This window comes from Ruegeria sp. BC5 (assembly GCF_056539205.1).
Map to the genome: position 1 here is coordinate 473030 of NZ_JBQFUN010000001.1, position 15265 is coordinate 488294.

At 57.5% G+C, this 15265-nt stretch carries 12 protein-coding genes and 2 tRNA genes; 8 read left to right on the forward strand and 6 right to left on the reverse strand.

Annotated features, from left to right (window positions below; all coding sequences use genetic code 11):
• Positions 1–19 precede the first annotated feature (19 nt).
• Positions 20–1165 (forward strand): heme A synthase, encoded by a 1146-nt coding sequence (gene ctaA, locus ACR0LY_RS02440; RefSeq protein WP_170348860.1) that lies wholly within the window; start codon positions 20–22, stop codon positions 1163–1165.
• A gap of 5 nt (positions 1166–1170) precedes the next feature.
• On the forward strand, positions 1171–2640 hold the full coding sequence (locus ACR0LY_RS02445; protein ID WP_170348859.1) for a carboxypeptidase M32: 1470 nt from the start codon (positions 1171–1173) through the stop codon (positions 2638–2640).
• 87 nt (positions 2641–2727) lie between these two features.
• Here ACR0LY_RS02445 and ACR0LY_RS02450 read toward each other — a convergent pair whose 3' ends face one another.
• Both ACR0LY_RS02450 and gyrA read right to left on the reverse strand, forming a co-directional pair.
• Positions 2728–3171 carry a hypothetical protein gene (locus ACR0LY_RS02450; protein ID WP_480567091.1) on the reverse strand — a complete coding sequence of 148 codons (444 nt, stop codon included), beginning with the start codon at positions 3169–3171 and terminating at the stop codon, positions 2728–2730.
• Positions 3172–3362: 191 nt separating this feature from the next.
• Positions 3363–6059 carry a DNA gyrase subunit A gene (gyrA, locus tag ACR0LY_RS02455; RefSeq protein WP_174820455.1) on the reverse strand — a complete coding sequence of 899 codons (2697 nt, stop codon included), beginning with the start codon at positions 6057–6059 and terminating at the stop codon, positions 3363–3365.
• A gap of 223 nt (positions 6060–6282) precedes the next feature.
• Here gyrA and ACR0LY_RS02460 point away from each other — a divergent pair, with 223 nt between their 5' ends.
• Together ACR0LY_RS02460 and ACR0LY_RS02465 are read left to right on the forward strand one after the other, a co-directional pair.
• Entirely contained in the window at positions 6283–6552 is a 270-nt protein-coding gene (locus ACR0LY_RS02460) for an usg protein (RefSeq protein ID WP_058280415.1), read from the forward strand.
• Positions 6553–6656: 104 nt separating this feature from the next.
• Positions 6657–7352: a lipid-binding SYLF domain-containing protein gene (locus ACR0LY_RS02465; protein WP_217353031.1), complete on the forward strand. Its 696-nt coding sequence runs from the start codon at positions 6657–6659 to the stop codon at positions 7350–7352.
• Here ACR0LY_RS02465 and ACR0LY_RS02470 read toward each other — a convergent pair whose 3' ends face one another.
• Entirely contained in the window at positions 7353–8306 is a 954-nt protein-coding gene (locus ACR0LY_RS02470; protein ID WP_170348856.1) for a radical SAM protein, read from the reverse strand.
• Between the two features lie 163 nt (positions 8307–8469).
• On the opposite strand from ACR0LY_RS02470, the gene zwf reads away from it, so the two are divergent.
• The 4 genes from zwf (at position 8470) to ACR0LY_RS02490 (ending at position 13975) form a co-directional block, all read left to right on the forward strand.
• Positions 8470–9924, forward strand: a complete 1455-nt coding sequence (gene zwf, locus ACR0LY_RS02475) for a glucose-6-phosphate dehydrogenase (protein ID WP_170348855.1) — start codon at positions 8470–8472, stop codon at positions 9922–9924.
• A complete protein-coding gene (gene pgl, locus ACR0LY_RS02480; RefSeq protein ID WP_170348854.1) occupies positions 9921–10592 on the forward strand; it encodes a 6-phosphogluconolactonase in 672 nt (223 codons plus the stop codon). The genes zwf and pgl overlap by 4 nt, the downstream gene beginning before the upstream one ends.
• A gap of 5 nt (positions 10593–10597) precedes the next feature.
• Positions 10598–12208: a glucose-6-phosphate isomerase gene (gene pgi / locus ACR0LY_RS02485; RefSeq protein WP_170348853.1), complete on the forward strand. Its 1611-nt coding sequence runs from the start codon at positions 10598–10600 to the stop codon at positions 12206–12208.
• Between the two features lie 147 nt (positions 12209–12355).
• Entirely contained in the window at positions 12356–13975 is a 1620-nt protein-coding gene (locus ACR0LY_RS02490) for a long-chain-fatty-acid--CoA ligase (RefSeq protein ID WP_170348852.1), read from the forward strand.
• 20 nt (positions 13976–13995) lie between these two features.
• Here the strand turns inward: ACR0LY_RS02490 and ACR0LY_RS02495 are convergent.
• The 3 genes from ACR0LY_RS02495 to ACR0LY_RS02505 all read right to left on the reverse strand — a co-directional run bounded on the left by ACR0LY_RS02495 (position 13996) and on the right by ACR0LY_RS02505 (position 15257).
• A tRNA-Asn gene (locus ACR0LY_RS02495) sits at positions 13996–14070 on the reverse strand.
• 120 nt (positions 14071–14190) lie between these two features.
• A tRNA-Asn gene (locus ACR0LY_RS02500) sits at positions 14191–14265 on the reverse strand.
• A gap of 77 nt (positions 14266–14342) precedes the next feature.
• Entirely contained in the window at positions 14343–15257 is a 915-nt protein-coding gene (locus ACR0LY_RS02505; protein WP_170348851.1) for an MBL fold metallo-hydrolase, read from the reverse strand.
• Positions 15258–15265 lie beyond the last annotated feature (8 nt).

Genomic DNA, 15265 nt, shown 5'->3' on the forward strand with positions numbered 1-15265 from the left:
CAAGGCACAAGAGGACAGCATGAGCGGTAAGCGCAGCATCTTCGAAGACGTCTCAGACACAGAAAAACAACAGGCCGTTCAACCGGGCATGATTGACCGTGGTCGTGGCGGTGCACGCGGGGCAATTCGCGTCTGGCTGACGATCCTGTTCGCGCTGGTCGTTGTCATGATCGCCGTAGGCGGCCTGACACGCCTGACCGATAGCGGACTGTCGATAACGGAATGGCGCCCGGTCACTGGGGCCATCCCACCAATGACCGAGGCCGATTGGCAGGCCGAGTTCGAAAAGTACAAGCAGATCGATCAATGGCGCATTCAGAACCAATGGATGGAGCTTGATGACTTTAAATCCATTTACTGGTGGGAGTGGGGTCACCGTCAACTGGGCCGGGTGATCGGTCTAGTTTGGGCACTTGGGTTCTTTGGCTTCCTGCTGGCTAGGAAAATTCCGACCGGGTGGACCGGTAAACTGCTGATTCCAGGCGCTTTGGGCGGTGTTCAGGGCGCGGTTGGCTGGTGGATGGTTGCCTCGGGCGTGACGCAGGGCGAGGGGATGACGGCCGTTGCCAGCTATCGCCTGGCAGTCCATCTGGGTCTGGCCTTCGTTATCCTCGGGTTCCTTGCGTGGTACATCTTTGAGCTGGGGCGCGAGGAGCGTGACCTGATGCAGGCCCGCCGCGCGAAAGAGGGCAAACTGTTCTCGCTATCGACCGGGCTGATGCATTTCGCCTTTCTACAAATACTCATAGGCGCCCTTGTGGCAGGCATAGACGCTGGAAGATCATATACCGATTGGCCCCTGATCGGTGGTCAACTGTTGCCGCCTGACGCGACGATGCTTGAACCGATGTGGCGCAATTTCTTTGAAAGCCCCGGTCTGGTGCAGTTCATTCACCGCTGTGCTGGCTATCTTCTGTTTATCTTCGGCATCATTGTCTGGAGACGCGGCAGCACCAGCGCGCATCCGCAAACGCGGTTTGCGTTCAATGCAGCTTTTGCGGCGCTTTCGCTGCAGGTGGTGGTCGGGATTATGACGGTGATCTACGCGGCCCCCTGGCAGATCGCCATCTTCCACCAGTTCATGGCCGTTGTTGTTTGGACCCTGATCCTGCGCGCACGTTTCCTGACAGCATATCCAATCGCCACCTCAATCCGCGGAGCATGACCCTGATGACTGCCTATGATGACCTGATGGCCTTCCAACGCGAAACGTCGGCCCTCGGGCAAATCGCCGGGCGGCTGGGCTGGGACCAGGAAACGGTGATGCCGCGCGGCGCGGCCCCGCAACGGGCTGAGGAAATGGCCGCGATCGAAGCGGTTCTGCATGCCCGCCGTTCTGACCCGCGCGTGGCTGAGTGGTTGGAGCTAGCCGACCCACAAGACGACGTGGCCCGCGCCCAATTGCGCGATATCCGTCGAACTTACGAGCGGACGGCAAAAGTGCCAGCCGATCTGGCCAAGGCCATTGCGCGCGTGACGTCAGCAGCCCAGGGAACTTGGGCGCAAGCCCGTTCAGACGAGAATGTGGCTACCTTTCTGCCTGTTCTCGAGGAGGTCGTTGCCCTCAAGCGTGAAGAAGGCGCTGCACTGGCGCAGGGTGGTGATGTCTATGACGCCATGGTCGAAGACTACGAACCCTATACCACCGGGTCACAAATCGCCGAGATTTTCGATCAGATGCGCCCTCGTCTTGTGGCCCTGCGCGCGGCCATTTTGGATAAACCAGCACCGCACGCTCTGACCGGAAAATTCGACGAACAGATACAGATGCAATTGTCGCAGAAACTGGCGACCACGTTCGGGTACGATCTGAATACTGGGCGGGTGGACAAGGCAGTGCATCCGTTCAGTTCGGGCAGTGGCCTGGATGTGCGCATCACCACTCGCACCAGCGAGACCGACCCGTTCAACTGTTTCTACTCAACCATTCATGAGGTCGGCCACGCCGCCTATGAACAGGGTATCAACCCGGCCTATGCGCTGACACCACTGGGGCAGGGCGTGTCGATGGGCGTGCATGAAAGTCAAAGCCGGATTTATGAAAACCAGCTGGGCCGATCTAGGGCGTTCACGGAGTGGCTTTACAATCAAATGGTTGACGCGTTCGGTGATTTCGATGTCGCGGATGCCGATGCGTTCTATGCCACGGTCAACGGCGTACACAAAGGCTATATTCGGACCGAGGCGGACGAGGTGCAATACAACCTGCACATCATGCTGCGCTTTGACCTTGAACGCGCCCTAATGGCCGGAGACCTTCAGGTCAGCGATCTGGAGGCAGCGTGGAACGACCGGTTCAAGGCCGATTTTGGATATGAGGTCGACCGACCTTCGAACGGGTGTTTACAGGACGTCCACTGGTCGGTCGGATTGTTTGGTTATTTCCCGACCTACTCATTGGGCAATGTCTATGCCGGATGTCTGTATCAAGCGTTGCGCGCTGCGGTTCCTGATTTGGATGCGCAACTGATCAGGGGCGACACGTCTGGCGCAACCAGTTGGCTGTGCGAGAACCTACAGCGTTTTGGCGGGCTCTTCACCCCGCGCGAGACTATCCAACGCGCCAGCGGGATTGAACCGGGACCGGAACCGTTGTTGGCGTATTTGGAACAGAAATTTGGTACGCTCTACAATCTTTGAACGCACAATTTCCGGCCAAACTCGTTGTCACATGTGTGCCGCGTTGCCAGTTCTTTGCCTAAAGTAGCCCATAGGAACCGATCATTGCTAATCAGGCAGTAGATAGATGGTCAGATAGCATAATAGTTGAAAGCCCCCCTGAACCATATGGTTTTCTTCCAAATCAAAATTCATAACTGTCTGATCCGCCAGAAAAAAAGCAAGCCACAATCCTAGCGATGCGATAAACGCTGCGTCGACCCTCTTCTGCCAGCGATCCGTCTGGGAATACGGGGTAAATGAAGCGAACGCAAATAGCAGCGTCGAAAGAAATAGCCACAGTATGATCCCGACAAATAAAATTACATCAACGGCAGTAGAGGCACCAAACTGCGCCAGCGTTTTTTGCAGAAACGGAAAGTTGTGACCGTCAAACCAAGGGGTTGAAGTCAACCCCAGCAGCTCTAGCCCGCCGATGAAATCGGTCAAAAACGCGAATGTCCACCAGAGGAACCAAAAGATAACTAAACTTTGTTTGAACAAAATTCGCATTAAAACGACCTCTTGAAACTGCTGTTTCAAATATCATTGGTCATAGAATAGCGATTTTTAGGAAATACAGAAACCAGCGCCGATTTGATCGTTCTATCGGGCAAACCGTTGATTGCCACATTTTGAGAGATTGTTGGCGAAAACAAATCCAAGGCCCCAAAACACTGCGCTTTGGGACCTTTGTTGTAATCTTATCCCTCGGCCTCTTCGTCGCCTTGATCGGCGATCCAGGCGACGCTGACGACCACTTCGCCTTTACCGGTGTTGAACACCTTCACACCGCCCGCGCTGCGCGACCGGAACGAGATGCCTTCGACCGGCACTCGGATCGACTGTCCCTTGGACGTCGCCAGCATGATCTGATCGTCGATCTCAACCGGGAACGAGGCCACCAGCTCTCCGCCGCGCATTGCCTTGTCCATGGCAGCAACCCCCATGCCTCCGCGTCCGCGGACCGGGTAATCGTGGCTGGAGCTTAGCTTGCCCGAACCGCCTGCCGTGATGGTCAGGATCAGATTTTCAGCGGCCGACATCTGGGCATAGCGTTCCTGGCTGATGGTCGCCAGCGCATCGCCATCCTCGTCATTGGTTTCGACCTCTTCGGTCAGGCCGGCCACGGCGCGGCGCATTTTCAGATAGGCGGCGCGTTCGTCCGACGTAGCCTCGAAATGGCGGATCACCGACATCGACACCACGCGGTCGCCATTGCTTAGCCTGATGCCACGCACACCGGTCGACTTGCGGCCCTTAAAGACACGCACATCGGTGGTCTGGAAGCGGATCGCACGGCCAGAGTTGGTGACCAGCATCACGTCATCATCTTCCGAGCAGATGCGCGCGTTTACCAGCTCGACACCGTCGGGCAGATCCATCGCGATCTTACCGTTGCGCTTAACGTTGGTGAAATCGCTCAGCGCATTGCGGCGCACGTCGCCGGCACTGGTGGCAAAGACGATCTGCAGGTTCTCCCACTCTTCATCCGGGACATCCACGGGCATGATAGCCGCGATGGAAACACCTGTCGGGATTGGCAGGATGTTGACGATGGCTTTGCCCTTACCGGTCCGGCCCGATTGTGGCAGGCGCCAGGTCTTGAGCTTATAGACCATGCCGTCGGTGGTGAAGAACAGCAGCTGTGTGTGCGTGTTCGCAACGAAGAGGTTGGTAACAACATCCTCTTCCTTGGTCTGCATGCCCGACAGGCCCTTACCGCCGCGTTTCTGCGCGCGGAAATCGGCCAGCGGGGTACGTTTGATGTACCCGCCAGAGGTGACAGTCACGACCATATCTTCGCGTTCGATCAGATCCTCGTCTTCCATGTCGCCGGACCAGTCGACGATCTCGGTGCGACGGGGAACGGCGAACTGTTCGCGCACGCTGCGCAACTCATCGCCGATGATCGACATGATGCGTTCGCGCGAGGACAGAATATCCAGATATTCCTTGATCTTACCTGCTAGTTCTTCCAACTCGTCCGTGACCTCCTTGACGCCCAGTTGGGTCAGGCGCTGGAGGCGCAGGTCGAGGATGGCGCGGGCCTGAACCTCGGTCAGGTTATAGGTGCCGTCGTCGTTCATCTTGGACAGAGGATCATCGATCAGTCGCAGATAACCCTCGATCTCAGCGGCAGGCCAACGGCGCGTCATCAGCTTTTCACGCGCCTCGGCTGCGTCCGCGGATGACCGGATGGTGGCAACAACTTCGTCTACGTTGGAAACGGCCACGGCCAGACCACACAGGATGTGGCTACGTTCCCGCGCCTTGCGAAGGTCATAGGCGGTGCGGCGGGCAACGACATCCTCGCGGAAATCGATGAACGAGGTCAGAAACCGGCGCAGGGTCAGTTGTTCAGGCCGACCACCGTTCAGGGCCAGCATGTTACAGCCAAAGGACGTTTGCATCGGCGAGAAGCGGTAAAGCTGGTTCAGCACCACCTCGGGTGTCGCATCGCGTTTCAGTTCGACTACCACGCGGACACCGTTACGGTCGGACTCGTCCTGTACATGGGCCACGCCTTCGATGCGCTTCTCACGCACCGCCTCGGCGATCTTTTCGATCATCGCGGCCTTGTTCACCTGATAGGGAATTTCATCGACGACGATAGCGTAACGATCCTTACGCAGTTCTTCCACGCGGGTCTTGGCACGGATAATGACGCTGCCGCGACCTTCAAGATAGGCTTTGCGCGCACCCGAGCGGCCCAGCATGACGCCGCCGGTCGGGAAGTCGGGGCCGGGGACGTATTCAATCAACTGCTCGGACGTCAGGTCCGGGTCGTCGATCAGTGCCAGCGTGGCGTCGATCACTTCCCCCAGATTGTGCGGTGGGATGTTGGTCGCCATGCCCACGGCGATACCACCAGCACCATTGACCAACATGTTCGGGAAACGGGCGGGCAGGACGGTCGGTTCCCGGTCCTTACCGTCATAGTTGTCCTGAAAATCGACCGTCTCTTTCTCGATATCGGCAAGCAGCGACGCGGCAGGCTTGTCCATGCGCACTTCGGTATAGCGCATGGCCGCCGGGTTATCGCCGTCCATCGAGCCAAAGTTGCCCTGACCATCCAGCAACGGCAGCGACATCGAGAAATCCTGCGCCATCCGCACCAGCGCATCATAGATCGCGCTGTCACCGTGCGGGTGGTACTTACCCATAACGTCGCCAACCGGGCGGGCCGATTTGCGATAGGCCTTGTCGTGTGTGTTCCCGGTTTCGTGCATTGCATACAGAATGCGGCGATGCACCGGCTTCAGCCCGTCGCGCAGATCGGGGATCGCGCGGCTGACGATGACCGACATTGCATAGTCCAGGTAGGACGTGCGCATCTCGGATTCGATGGACACCGTCGGGCCGTCATAAACGGGGCGCTCGGGCGGGGTTTCGTCCATGTTTTCAGGAATATCTGGCGTATCGCTCACGTAAACTGCCCGTGTTTTGTTTTGGGTCTATATCTTGTGGATGCACCTTATCAGATCCGGCACATAAGGTGCAAGCAAGCAACGATTTTGCATACGAAAAACCCCGTAACACCTGAGTAACATATTGTTAACTAAGGGTTAGGGTGTTTTCGTGTTACCCTGAAGAGACCTTGCAACAAAATTGGAGGTCTGCATGGAGCAAAGCGAAACCGAACTAATGCTCAAAGGGTACGGGCTGACAACGGCAGAATTCTTCTACCGCATGCCCGATTACATTCACGTTCTGAACACGTTCATCTGGCAGGATTACGATCTGGCGCCGGATCATCCGAAATTGTTCGATTTCATCGACTTCTGGCAGCGCGAGATTGACGGTCCGCTGCATTCGGTCCGGTTTACGCATCGCAAGATGATCGCGCCCGGTGAATGGCGCAACATGGTGGGTGAATTCAGGGTCAATTGAATATCCAGCCTGTTTTTTGGTCAGTAACGATTGAGACGCGTTAAATTTATTAGTGCTTGGGTTATGGTGTCGACCAATCCATTGGTCACATACGGAATCGCTTTATGTCCCGAGCTTTGCTTTTCGCCGCTGCGCTGTTAACTGGCGGACCAGCCGTCGCCGAAGGCGTCTTTGATAAAATCAAAAAAGGTGCTGCGAACACAGCCGACGCTGTAGGGCGTGGGACTGAAACCGTGGGCAACACCATTCAGAAAGGTGCAAGCGCGGTTGAGGGGACCATCAACTCGACCACGGATTTGGTGACGAACGAGGCCACCCCGGAAGAGACGCGCGCCAAGCTGGACGCGATGGCCAGCGAGGTTCTTACCCAGTTATTAGCGGAAAACCCCGACGCAAAAGCGTTGTATGACGTAAGTGCGGGCTACGCCGTGTTCGACTCGCGCAAGGTTACGGTGTTTCCGGTCTCGGCCGGGTATGGGCGCGGGGTGGCCGTTTCAATGGATACCGGTCAGCACACTTATATGAACATGGGTACTGGCGGAGTGGGTGCCGCAGTGGGTATTGGTGGGTTTGAAACCAAGTTCGTGATCCTGTTTGAAACCCCCGCCGATCTGGCGAAATTTATCGAATATGGTTACGACGCAACAGCGGAAACCGGGGCGATGTACGGTGACGAGCGCAGCGGGGAAACCGTGCGGTTCACTGATGGCCGGTCCTTTTTCGTGCTGGGCAAGAAAGGCTGGCGCGTCTCGGCTGGGGCGTCCGGCACGAAATTCTGGGAATCGCCTGAACTGAACTGATCAGCCTGAACAGCTGGCCCCGCCCAGAACACAGAATTTGGCGCAATGGGGATGGTTGAGGTGTACGTCCGCCTCGGCCTCGGCCAGGGTGTGACCCATTTCGAATTCGGGCGCATAAGGTAAAAGTGTGCAGGCCAGAACGGCGGGGCGTTCCGCACCCTTGCGCTTTACCACCATACGGGCGCTGGCGCACATCACGGCGTCGGGTGATTTGTCCAGAATACCCCAGCAAGCTGTGGTGATTTCCGGCACTTCGATGGTTTCGTCCATCTCGGGGAACAGAACCGTCTGGCCCGGGTTTTGGGCGTCAATGTCAAAGCCGTGCTGCTTGAAAAACGCAGCATAGCCAGCGCGGCTTTCCGCGTCGCTGTCACCCCAGACAGTGCGCCCGGCCACGGCCATGTTTAAGCCGTTGTCACGCAGCCACTCCATCCCGGTCACGGTCTTGGCGAAGCTGCCCTTGCCACGTTCTTCGTTATGCAGATCGGAGCAGTAGTGATCGACCGAGATTCGCAGGGTTAGCTTGTTGCCGTAGTCACGCTGCAATTCCAGCAGACCCTCACGCATCTTTCGGCGCATCATTGGTTGCATGGCATTGGTGAGGATCAAAACCTCATACCCACGCTCCAGCGCGGCGCGGGTCATGTCGATCATTTCTGGGTTCATGAATGGTTCGCCACCAGTGAACCCGATTTCCCGAACCGGCCAATTTCGGGCTTCGATTTGATCCAGATAGTCCCGCACCTCATCGGCGGTGATATAGACCAGCGCATCGTTGGTCGGGCTGCTTGCGATATAGCAGTTGACACATTCGATATTGCACAAGGTACCGGTGTTGAACCAAAGCGTTTCAGGGTTGCTAAGCGCAACCGAGGCCCGTGTTTGCCCGTCAGCCGTCACCAATGTGTTCTGAAATTTGCCGATATTGGCAATCTGAGAGGCGTTGTCTTTCATTCCGGTATCCGGTTCTTTGCAGTCCTGCTGCTGACTTAGCCTTTCAGACCGAATTAGTTAAGGGTGCCACGGCCGACCTGACAGAGTTTTGATGATGGGAAAAAGTGTAATTTTGTTTGCGCTAACATTGGACATGCCCTCAGGGGTAAGGTAAGGGAAACGCATGGTTTCTCGCGTCATCCCCGTCGACCCGTTCGATCTGGTCATTTTTGGCAGTACTGGCGATCTTGCGCAGCGTAAGATCCTGCCTGCCCTGTTCCGACGCTATTGTGCCGGACAATGGCCCGAGGATGTTCAGATCATTGGTGCCGCCAGATCGGAATTGGACAGCGATGCGTTTCGGGATGTGGTCGCGCAATCGTTGCGCGAACATGCGCCCGCGCATTGTGCGGATGCCAAGGCATTGAATGCGTTCTTGCAACGGGTTGATTATGTCGCGTTAGATGCGCTTACGGATGAGGGGTGGGGTCAGCTTGCAGCGAAGCTCACAATTGATCGGGTACGGGCGTTCTATTTCTCGGTTGGGCCGCGCCTGTTCGGACCGCTGGCCGAACGGATCAAAGCTAATGATCTGGCCACGACCCAGACACGGATCGTTGTCGAAAAACCCTTTGGTCATGATCTGGGCAGCGCGCAGGCGTTGAATGCGACGCTAGCGGCACATTTCTCCGAAGGGCAGATTTACCGGATCGACCATTATCTGGGCAAAGAAACCGTTCAGAACCTGATGGCCGTTCGGTTTGGCAACATGCTTTTCGAACCATTGTGGAACAGTCAGTATGTCGACCACATCCAGATCACCGTGGCCGAATCCGTCGGCATTGACGGGCGCGAAGAGTATTATGAGCGCGCAGGCGCCATGCGTGACATGGTGCAGAACCACCTGATGCAACTGCTCTGCCTGATCGCGATGGAACCGCCGGCCAAGTTCGACCCCGACGCGGTACGGGACGAAAAGCTCAAGGTGATCCGCGCATTGGACCCGGTCGAGCCGCACCACATTGTGCGCGGTCAGTTTGAAGGTGGGCTGAGTGGACGCAGCTATCGGGATACTGTTGGTAATCCACGTTCGACCACGGAAAGCTATGTGGCGCTGCGGGCTCACGTCAGTAACTGGCGGTGGGCGGGTACACCGTTTTATTTGCGTACGGGCAAAAGGCTTGTGGCGCGATCTTCGGTGATCAATGTGATGTTCAAAGACGCGCCGCATTCGATCTTTGGCGCAGATGCCGGGCGCCATGCCAACGTTTTGTCGATCCGCCTGCAGCCGAACGAAGGCATTACGCTGAAGGTGACGATCAAGGAACCGGGGCAGGGTGGGATGCGCCTGGTCGACGTGCCTCTGGACATGAGTTTTGCCGAGGCATTGGGGCCCGAAAACCAGGACCCGCCGGACGCTTATGAGCGGTTGGTGATGGATGTGATCCGCGGCAACCAAACCCTGTTTATGCGCGGAGATGAGGTCGAGGCCGCATGGGCCTGGACCGATCCGATCATCGCGGGCTGGCAGGCGCGCGGGGATGTTCCCAAACCTTATGAAAGCGGCAGCACTGGCCCGGGCGACGCCGAGCTGCTGATGAAACGAGACGGTCGCCGCTGGCAAGGGATAAACCCATGAACATACAGGAATACGCCGACCGGGATATGCTGGCCATCGACGTTGCAAACGTGCTGGCGGGTGAACTGGAATCCGCCTTGCTGCATCACGACTTTGCCTCATTGGCTGTCCCCGGAGGCACGACGCCTGGCCCGATGTTTGATGTTCTGTGCGCGGCGGATTTGGAATGGGACCGGGTGTGGGTTCTGCCCACCGATGAACGCTGTGTGCCGGGTGATCACGACCGCTCGAACGAGCGTCTGATCCGCGAGCGGTTGCTGACAAATCGGGCGTCGGTGGCGCAATATATACCTCTGTATGTGCCGGGGAAGGAGCCCGAAGATGTCTTGCCGGAAATCGAAAGCCTGATCACTCCGATCCGGCCCTTGTCGGTGCTGGTTTTGGGAATGGGCGAGGATATGCACACCGCGTCCCTGTTCCCGGGTATGGATGGGCTTGAGGCCGCGTTGGGCGGTCACGCGCGTCCTCTGGCGGTGGCACGGACCGAGGTTCAGCCGGAACCCCGTATCACGCTGACTGCGCCTGTTTTGGATGGTGCCTTGTCAAAACACCTGATCATTTTCGGGAACGCGAAACGGGATGCTTTGGAACGGTCCATGTCCCTGCCACCGGAAGAGGCCCCCATCGCAGCGGTGCTGAGTGGCATGACCGTACACTGGGCGGAGTAGACGCTATGCAACTGGAGACACTCAAAGCACTGGCAGCAGAACGGAAGGGGCAGCCCATTCTGGGTCTGTTCAGTAAGGATGCAAACCGGGCGCAGGGGTATTCGGCCTCAACCGGTGACCTGCTCTTTGATTACTCGAAAACCAGTATTGACGCGGACATCCGTGACGCTTTGATCGGGCTGTGCGATACGGCGGGTCTGGCGGAACGGCGCGACGCCATGTTCTCGGGTGCCAAGATCAACGAAACCGAAGGGCGCGCGGTATTGCACACGGCGTTGCGTAACCTGGATGGCGGACCAGTTGAGGTCGACGGTCTGGATGTGATGCCTGACGTGCTGGACACGCTGCACCGGATGCGGGTTTTCGCCGAAGAGGTGCGCGGCGGCGCGATTTCCGGGACAGGTGGCAGCTTTACCGACGTCGTGAATATCGGCATCGGCGGCTCGGATCTTGGGCCAGTGATGGCCACGCACGCGTTGGCCCCGTATCACGACGGGCCAAACCTGCACTATGTGTCCAATGTCGATGGTGCGCATATCGCGGATACGCTGCGCCCACTTGACCCGACCCGGACGCTGGTGATTGTCGCATCCAAGACATTCACCACCATTGAAACCATGACCAACGCCCGGACCGCCCGTGCTTGGTTAACGGATGGCGGTGGCGATTGTGGAAAACAGTTCGCAGCCGTGTCGTGTGCGGTAGATAAGACCGATGCCTTTGGTATCGCCCAAGATCACGTATTTGGTTTTGCCGATTGGGTAGGGGGGCGCTATTCGGTCTGGGGGCCGGTTGGGCTACCGGTGATGATCGCCGTCGGTTCGAACGCGTTTGATGCCTTTCTGCGCGGGGGACAGGCGATGGACGTCCATTTCCGCGCTGCTGACTGGATCGAGAACATGCCGGTAATGCTGGCTCTGGTTGGGGTCTGGCACCGCCAGGTTCTGGGATATACCAGCCGCGCGGTTCTGCCCTATGATCAACGACTGCTGCGTCTTCCCGCCTATTTCCAACAGCTTGAGATGGAGTCGAACGGTAAATCCGTTGCAATGAACGGCAGCGCCTTGACCATGCCTTCGGGGCCTGTGGTTTGGGGTGAACCGGGCACCAATGGCCAGCACGCCTTTTACCAGTTGATCCATCAGGGCACCGATGTGATCCCCTGCGAATTCATGGTGGCCGCCGAAGGGCACGAGCCCGAACTTACCCACCACCACCGCCTTTTGCTGGCCAATTGTCTGGCCCAGTCCGAAGCGCTGATGCGCGGCCGGTCGTTGGATGAGGCGCGGCAGCGCATGGCCGAACAAGAGTTGGCCAGTGAGGAGCTTGAACGTCAGGCCCGTCACCGTGTGTTCCCGGGCAACCGGCCGTCCTCGACCCTGATTTATCCGAAGCTCACACCGTATGTGCTGGGCCAAATCATCGCCATGTACGAACACCGTGTTTTCGTCGAAGGGGTTCTGCTGGGAATCAATTCATTCGACCAATGGGGGGTGGAACTGGGCAAGGAATTGGCGACCTCGCTGGGTCCGATAGTGGATGGTGAAGTTAGCGCTGACGGCAAGGATGGCTCGACCGCCTCGCTGGTTGCTTATGCGCTAAAACACCGCGATTGAGGGTTCGATTTTACCACCTGCCGCAACGGCAAATCGCATTCTTTTATTGTCAGACAATTAAATGCTTGGCAGGCTCTGCCTAAGGAAAAGCCATATCGCCCGATGTGATTGCGGGCACAAAGTGGCACCGCCATAGGGAGGACGCCCATGCTGGGACAGATGATGACGCAGCCCTTGCTGATCTCGTCGCTGATTGATCACGCCGACCGCTTTCACGGTCAGACTGAGATTTATTCGGTTGAAACCGATGGTACAGTTAGCCATAGAAGTTGGTCGCAAGTGGCTGAAAACGCGCGGAAACTGGCCTCGGCACTGTCCAAGTTGGGATTGGAACCACAGACGCGGATTGCGACGCTGGCTTGGAATAACCGGCGGCATCTTGAGATCTACTATGCCACTTCCGGGGCGGGGTTCGTGTGCCACACCGTCAACCCGCGACTGTTTCCCGAACAGCTGACCTATATCATCAACCATGCACAGGACCGGGTTTTGTTTTTCGACGCAACCTTTATTCCTTTGGTCGCAGCCCTGCACGAGCATTTGCCCGATGTTCAACATTTCGTCCTGATGGGGCCAAGAAACGATGACGCAATTGCGCAGATACCGGGTGTGCAATTTTACGACGATCTGATCGAGACCGGTGAGGCCAGTTTTGAATGGCCCAGCTTTGACGAAAACACTGCATCCGGCCTGTGTTACACATCTGGCACAACCGGCAATCCAAAGGGGGTGTTGTATTCGCATCGCTCCACCGTGCTGCACAGTTTCGGATCGAACACACGCGACGTTATCGGGTTTTCGGCGATGGATGTGGTCATGCCGGTGGTTCCGATGTTCCATGTAAACGCCTGGGGGTCCCCATATGCTTGCGCCATGTCGGGATCGCGGATGGTGTTGCCGGGGCCGGGTTTGCATGGTGAGGCGCTGGTGAATCTGATCGACACTTACGGCGTCACTCTGGCCATGGGCGTGCCGACGATCTGGCAAGGGCTGTTGGCTTTTGCCGAGCAGTCTGGCAGCAAGCTGGCCAGCCTGCAGCGGACGGTGATCGGCGGGGCCGCGTGCCCGCCTTCGATGATCGAAACCTTCCGCGAAACTTATGGCGTCGACACCATCCACGCCTGGGGGATGAGCGAGATGAGTCCGTTGGGGACCGCAAATCACCCTCTGGCCAAGCACTTTGACCTGCCGGAAGACGAGCAGCACGCCATTCGAGAAAGCCAGGGAAGGCCCTGTTATGGTGTCGATCTGAAGATCGTCGACGATGACGGCAATGATCTGCCGCATGACGGCGAAACCCAAGGTGATCTGCTGGTTCGCGGGCCGTGGGTTCTGGACAGTTATTTCCAGATGCAAGATGAAGATTTGCTGCGGGATGGCTGGTTTGCCACTGGTGATGTCGCAACGGTGGACTCTGACGGCTATATGACCATCCGCGACCGGTCCAAGGACATCATCAAATCCGGGGGTGAGTGGATCAGTTCGGTCGAGTTAGAGAACATCGCCGTCGCGCATCCCAAATTGGCGACCGCAGCCGTGGTTGGCGTACCGCATCCAAAGTGGGACGAGCGCCCACTGCTGGTGGCCGTACGCGCCGAGGGGGAGGACCCAAGCGAAGAAGAGGTGCTGACATTTTACGACGGCAAAATCGCTAAATGGCAGGTGCCGGACAAGGTGGTGTTTGTGGATGCCTTGCCTCTGAACGCAACGGGTAAGGTTCTGAAACGCAACTTGCGCGCGGATTTCAAGGACGCCTTGGTGGGCTGATCTTTAAAAAACGTGGGAAATGGCTCCGGCGGTAGGGATCGAACCTACGACCAATTGATTAACAGTCAACTGCTCTACCGCTGAGCTACGCCGGAACGGTCCGCGCCGTATAGCAACCAGTTTCTGCGGCGTCCAGAGGGCGTATAGTATTTTTCGTCGAAAAATCTTGCGCCGCAAACGACCGTTGGTGATTGGGATTCAAGGTGGGGAGAATTTGGCTCCGGCGGTAGGGATCGAACCTACGACCAATTGATTAACAGTCAACTGCTCTACCGCTGAGCTACGCCGGAACTGAGGGCCGTATAACAATCCCGATTTTTGCCGTCCAGAGGGGAATTCGACGTTTTCGAAAAAAAGTTCTGGCGGCTTAGGTTTGTCTGATGAAACGGGTGTCAGCTGACAGTTTTCCTTCGGAAGTGACCTGAGATTTCCCAATCAGATCAATCAAATGGGCCAAAACATTCCGTTCAGCAGCAGGCAAAAGGGCGGTCGGAGTGTCGAGGTAAATTCGCTCGGCCAGTTCTCGGGCCGTACCGGGGTGATCTTCCAGCGTAGACAGAATCTGTGCTTCGCGTGCCAGGCGGTGTTTGATCAGCCAGTCCAGACGCGCTGCGGGATCGGCAATCGGCGCGCCATGCCCGGCGTGAAAGACGGCCCACTCGCGTGAGTCCAGACGATGGCAGGCCGCCATGAAATCCGTCAGGTCACCGTCTGGGGGCGAAACCAGTGAACTGGCCCATCCCATGACGTGATCACCCGTGAAACAGACCTCACCCCAGCCAAGCGCGATGTGATTTCCCAGATGGCCGGGGGTGTGAATCACCTCAAGCTGCCAGCCGTCGCCTGAGATCAAAGCCCCATCCGCAAGTTCGATGTCGGGGCGAAAGCTGGTGTCGATGCCTTCACCGCCGCCGACTAAACCGCTCTCGGCCAGTTGAGTCATAACTACGCTACGCCCGGCCTCGGGCCCTCCAAAGGCCATGATCGGTGCTCCTGTACGATCCGCCAAGGGTTGGGCCAGCGGAGAGTGATCCAGATGGCTGTGGGTAACGATGATATGGCTGATCCGCTGTCCGGGTAGTAGTCCCGCCAGAATCGCATCCAGATGTTCATTGCTGAGCGGACCAGGGTCGATCACGGCAAGCTCGGTGGTGCCCACCAGATAAGTGTTGGTCCCGCGATATGTCATTGGGGATGGATTTGGCGCCAGAATACGCCGCAATCCCGGCTGCAGCTCGACCGCCGGGCCGGCGGGCGGATTGAAATCGTCAGGCGCCTGCATTCTGACCT

Coding starts and splice junctions, on each gene's coding strand:
- ctaA (WP_170348860.1), top strand. CDS start 20: ATGAGCGGTAAGCGCAGCATCTTCGAAGACGTCTCAGACACAGAAAAA.
- ACR0LY_RS02465 (WP_217353031.1), top strand. CDS start 6,657: ATGTCCCGAGCTTTGCTTTTCGCCGCTGCGCTGTTAACTGGCGGACCA.
- ACR0LY_RS02470 (WP_170348856.1), bottom strand. CDS start 8,306: ATGAAAGACAACGCCTCTCAGATTGCCAATATCGGCAAATTTCAGAAC.
- ACR0LY_RS02490 (WP_170348852.1), top strand. CDS start 12,356: ATGCTGGGACAGATGATGACGCAGCCCTTGCTGATCTCGTCGCTGATT.
- gyrA (WP_174820455.1), bottom strand. CDS start 6,059: ATGGACGAAACCCCGCCCGAGCGCCCCGTTTATGACGGCCCGACGGTG.
- ACR0LY_RS02450 (WP_480567091.1), bottom strand. CDS start 3,171: ATGCGAATTTTGTTCAAACAAAGTTTAGTTATCTTTTGGTTCCTCTGG.
- zwf (WP_170348855.1), top strand. CDS start 8,470: ATGGTTTCTCGCGTCATCCCCGTCGACCCGTTCGATCTGGTCATTTTT.
- ACR0LY_RS02445 (WP_170348859.1), top strand. CDS start 1,171: ATGACTGCCTATGATGACCTGATGGCCTTCCAACGCGAAACGTCGGCC.
- pgl (WP_170348854.1), top strand. CDS start 9,921: ATGAACATACAGGAATACGCCGACCGGGATATGCTGGCCATCGACGTT.
- ACR0LY_RS02505 (WP_170348851.1), bottom strand. CDS start 15,257: ATGCAGGCGCCTGACGATTTCAATCCGCCCGCCGGCCCGGCGGTCGAG.
- ACR0LY_RS02460 (WP_058280415.1), top strand. CDS start 6,283: ATGGAGCAAAGCGAAACCGAACTAATGCTCAAAGGGTACGGGCTGACA.
- pgi (WP_170348853.1), top strand. CDS start 10,598: ATGCAACTGGAGACACTCAAAGCACTGGCAGCAGAACGGAAGGGGCAG.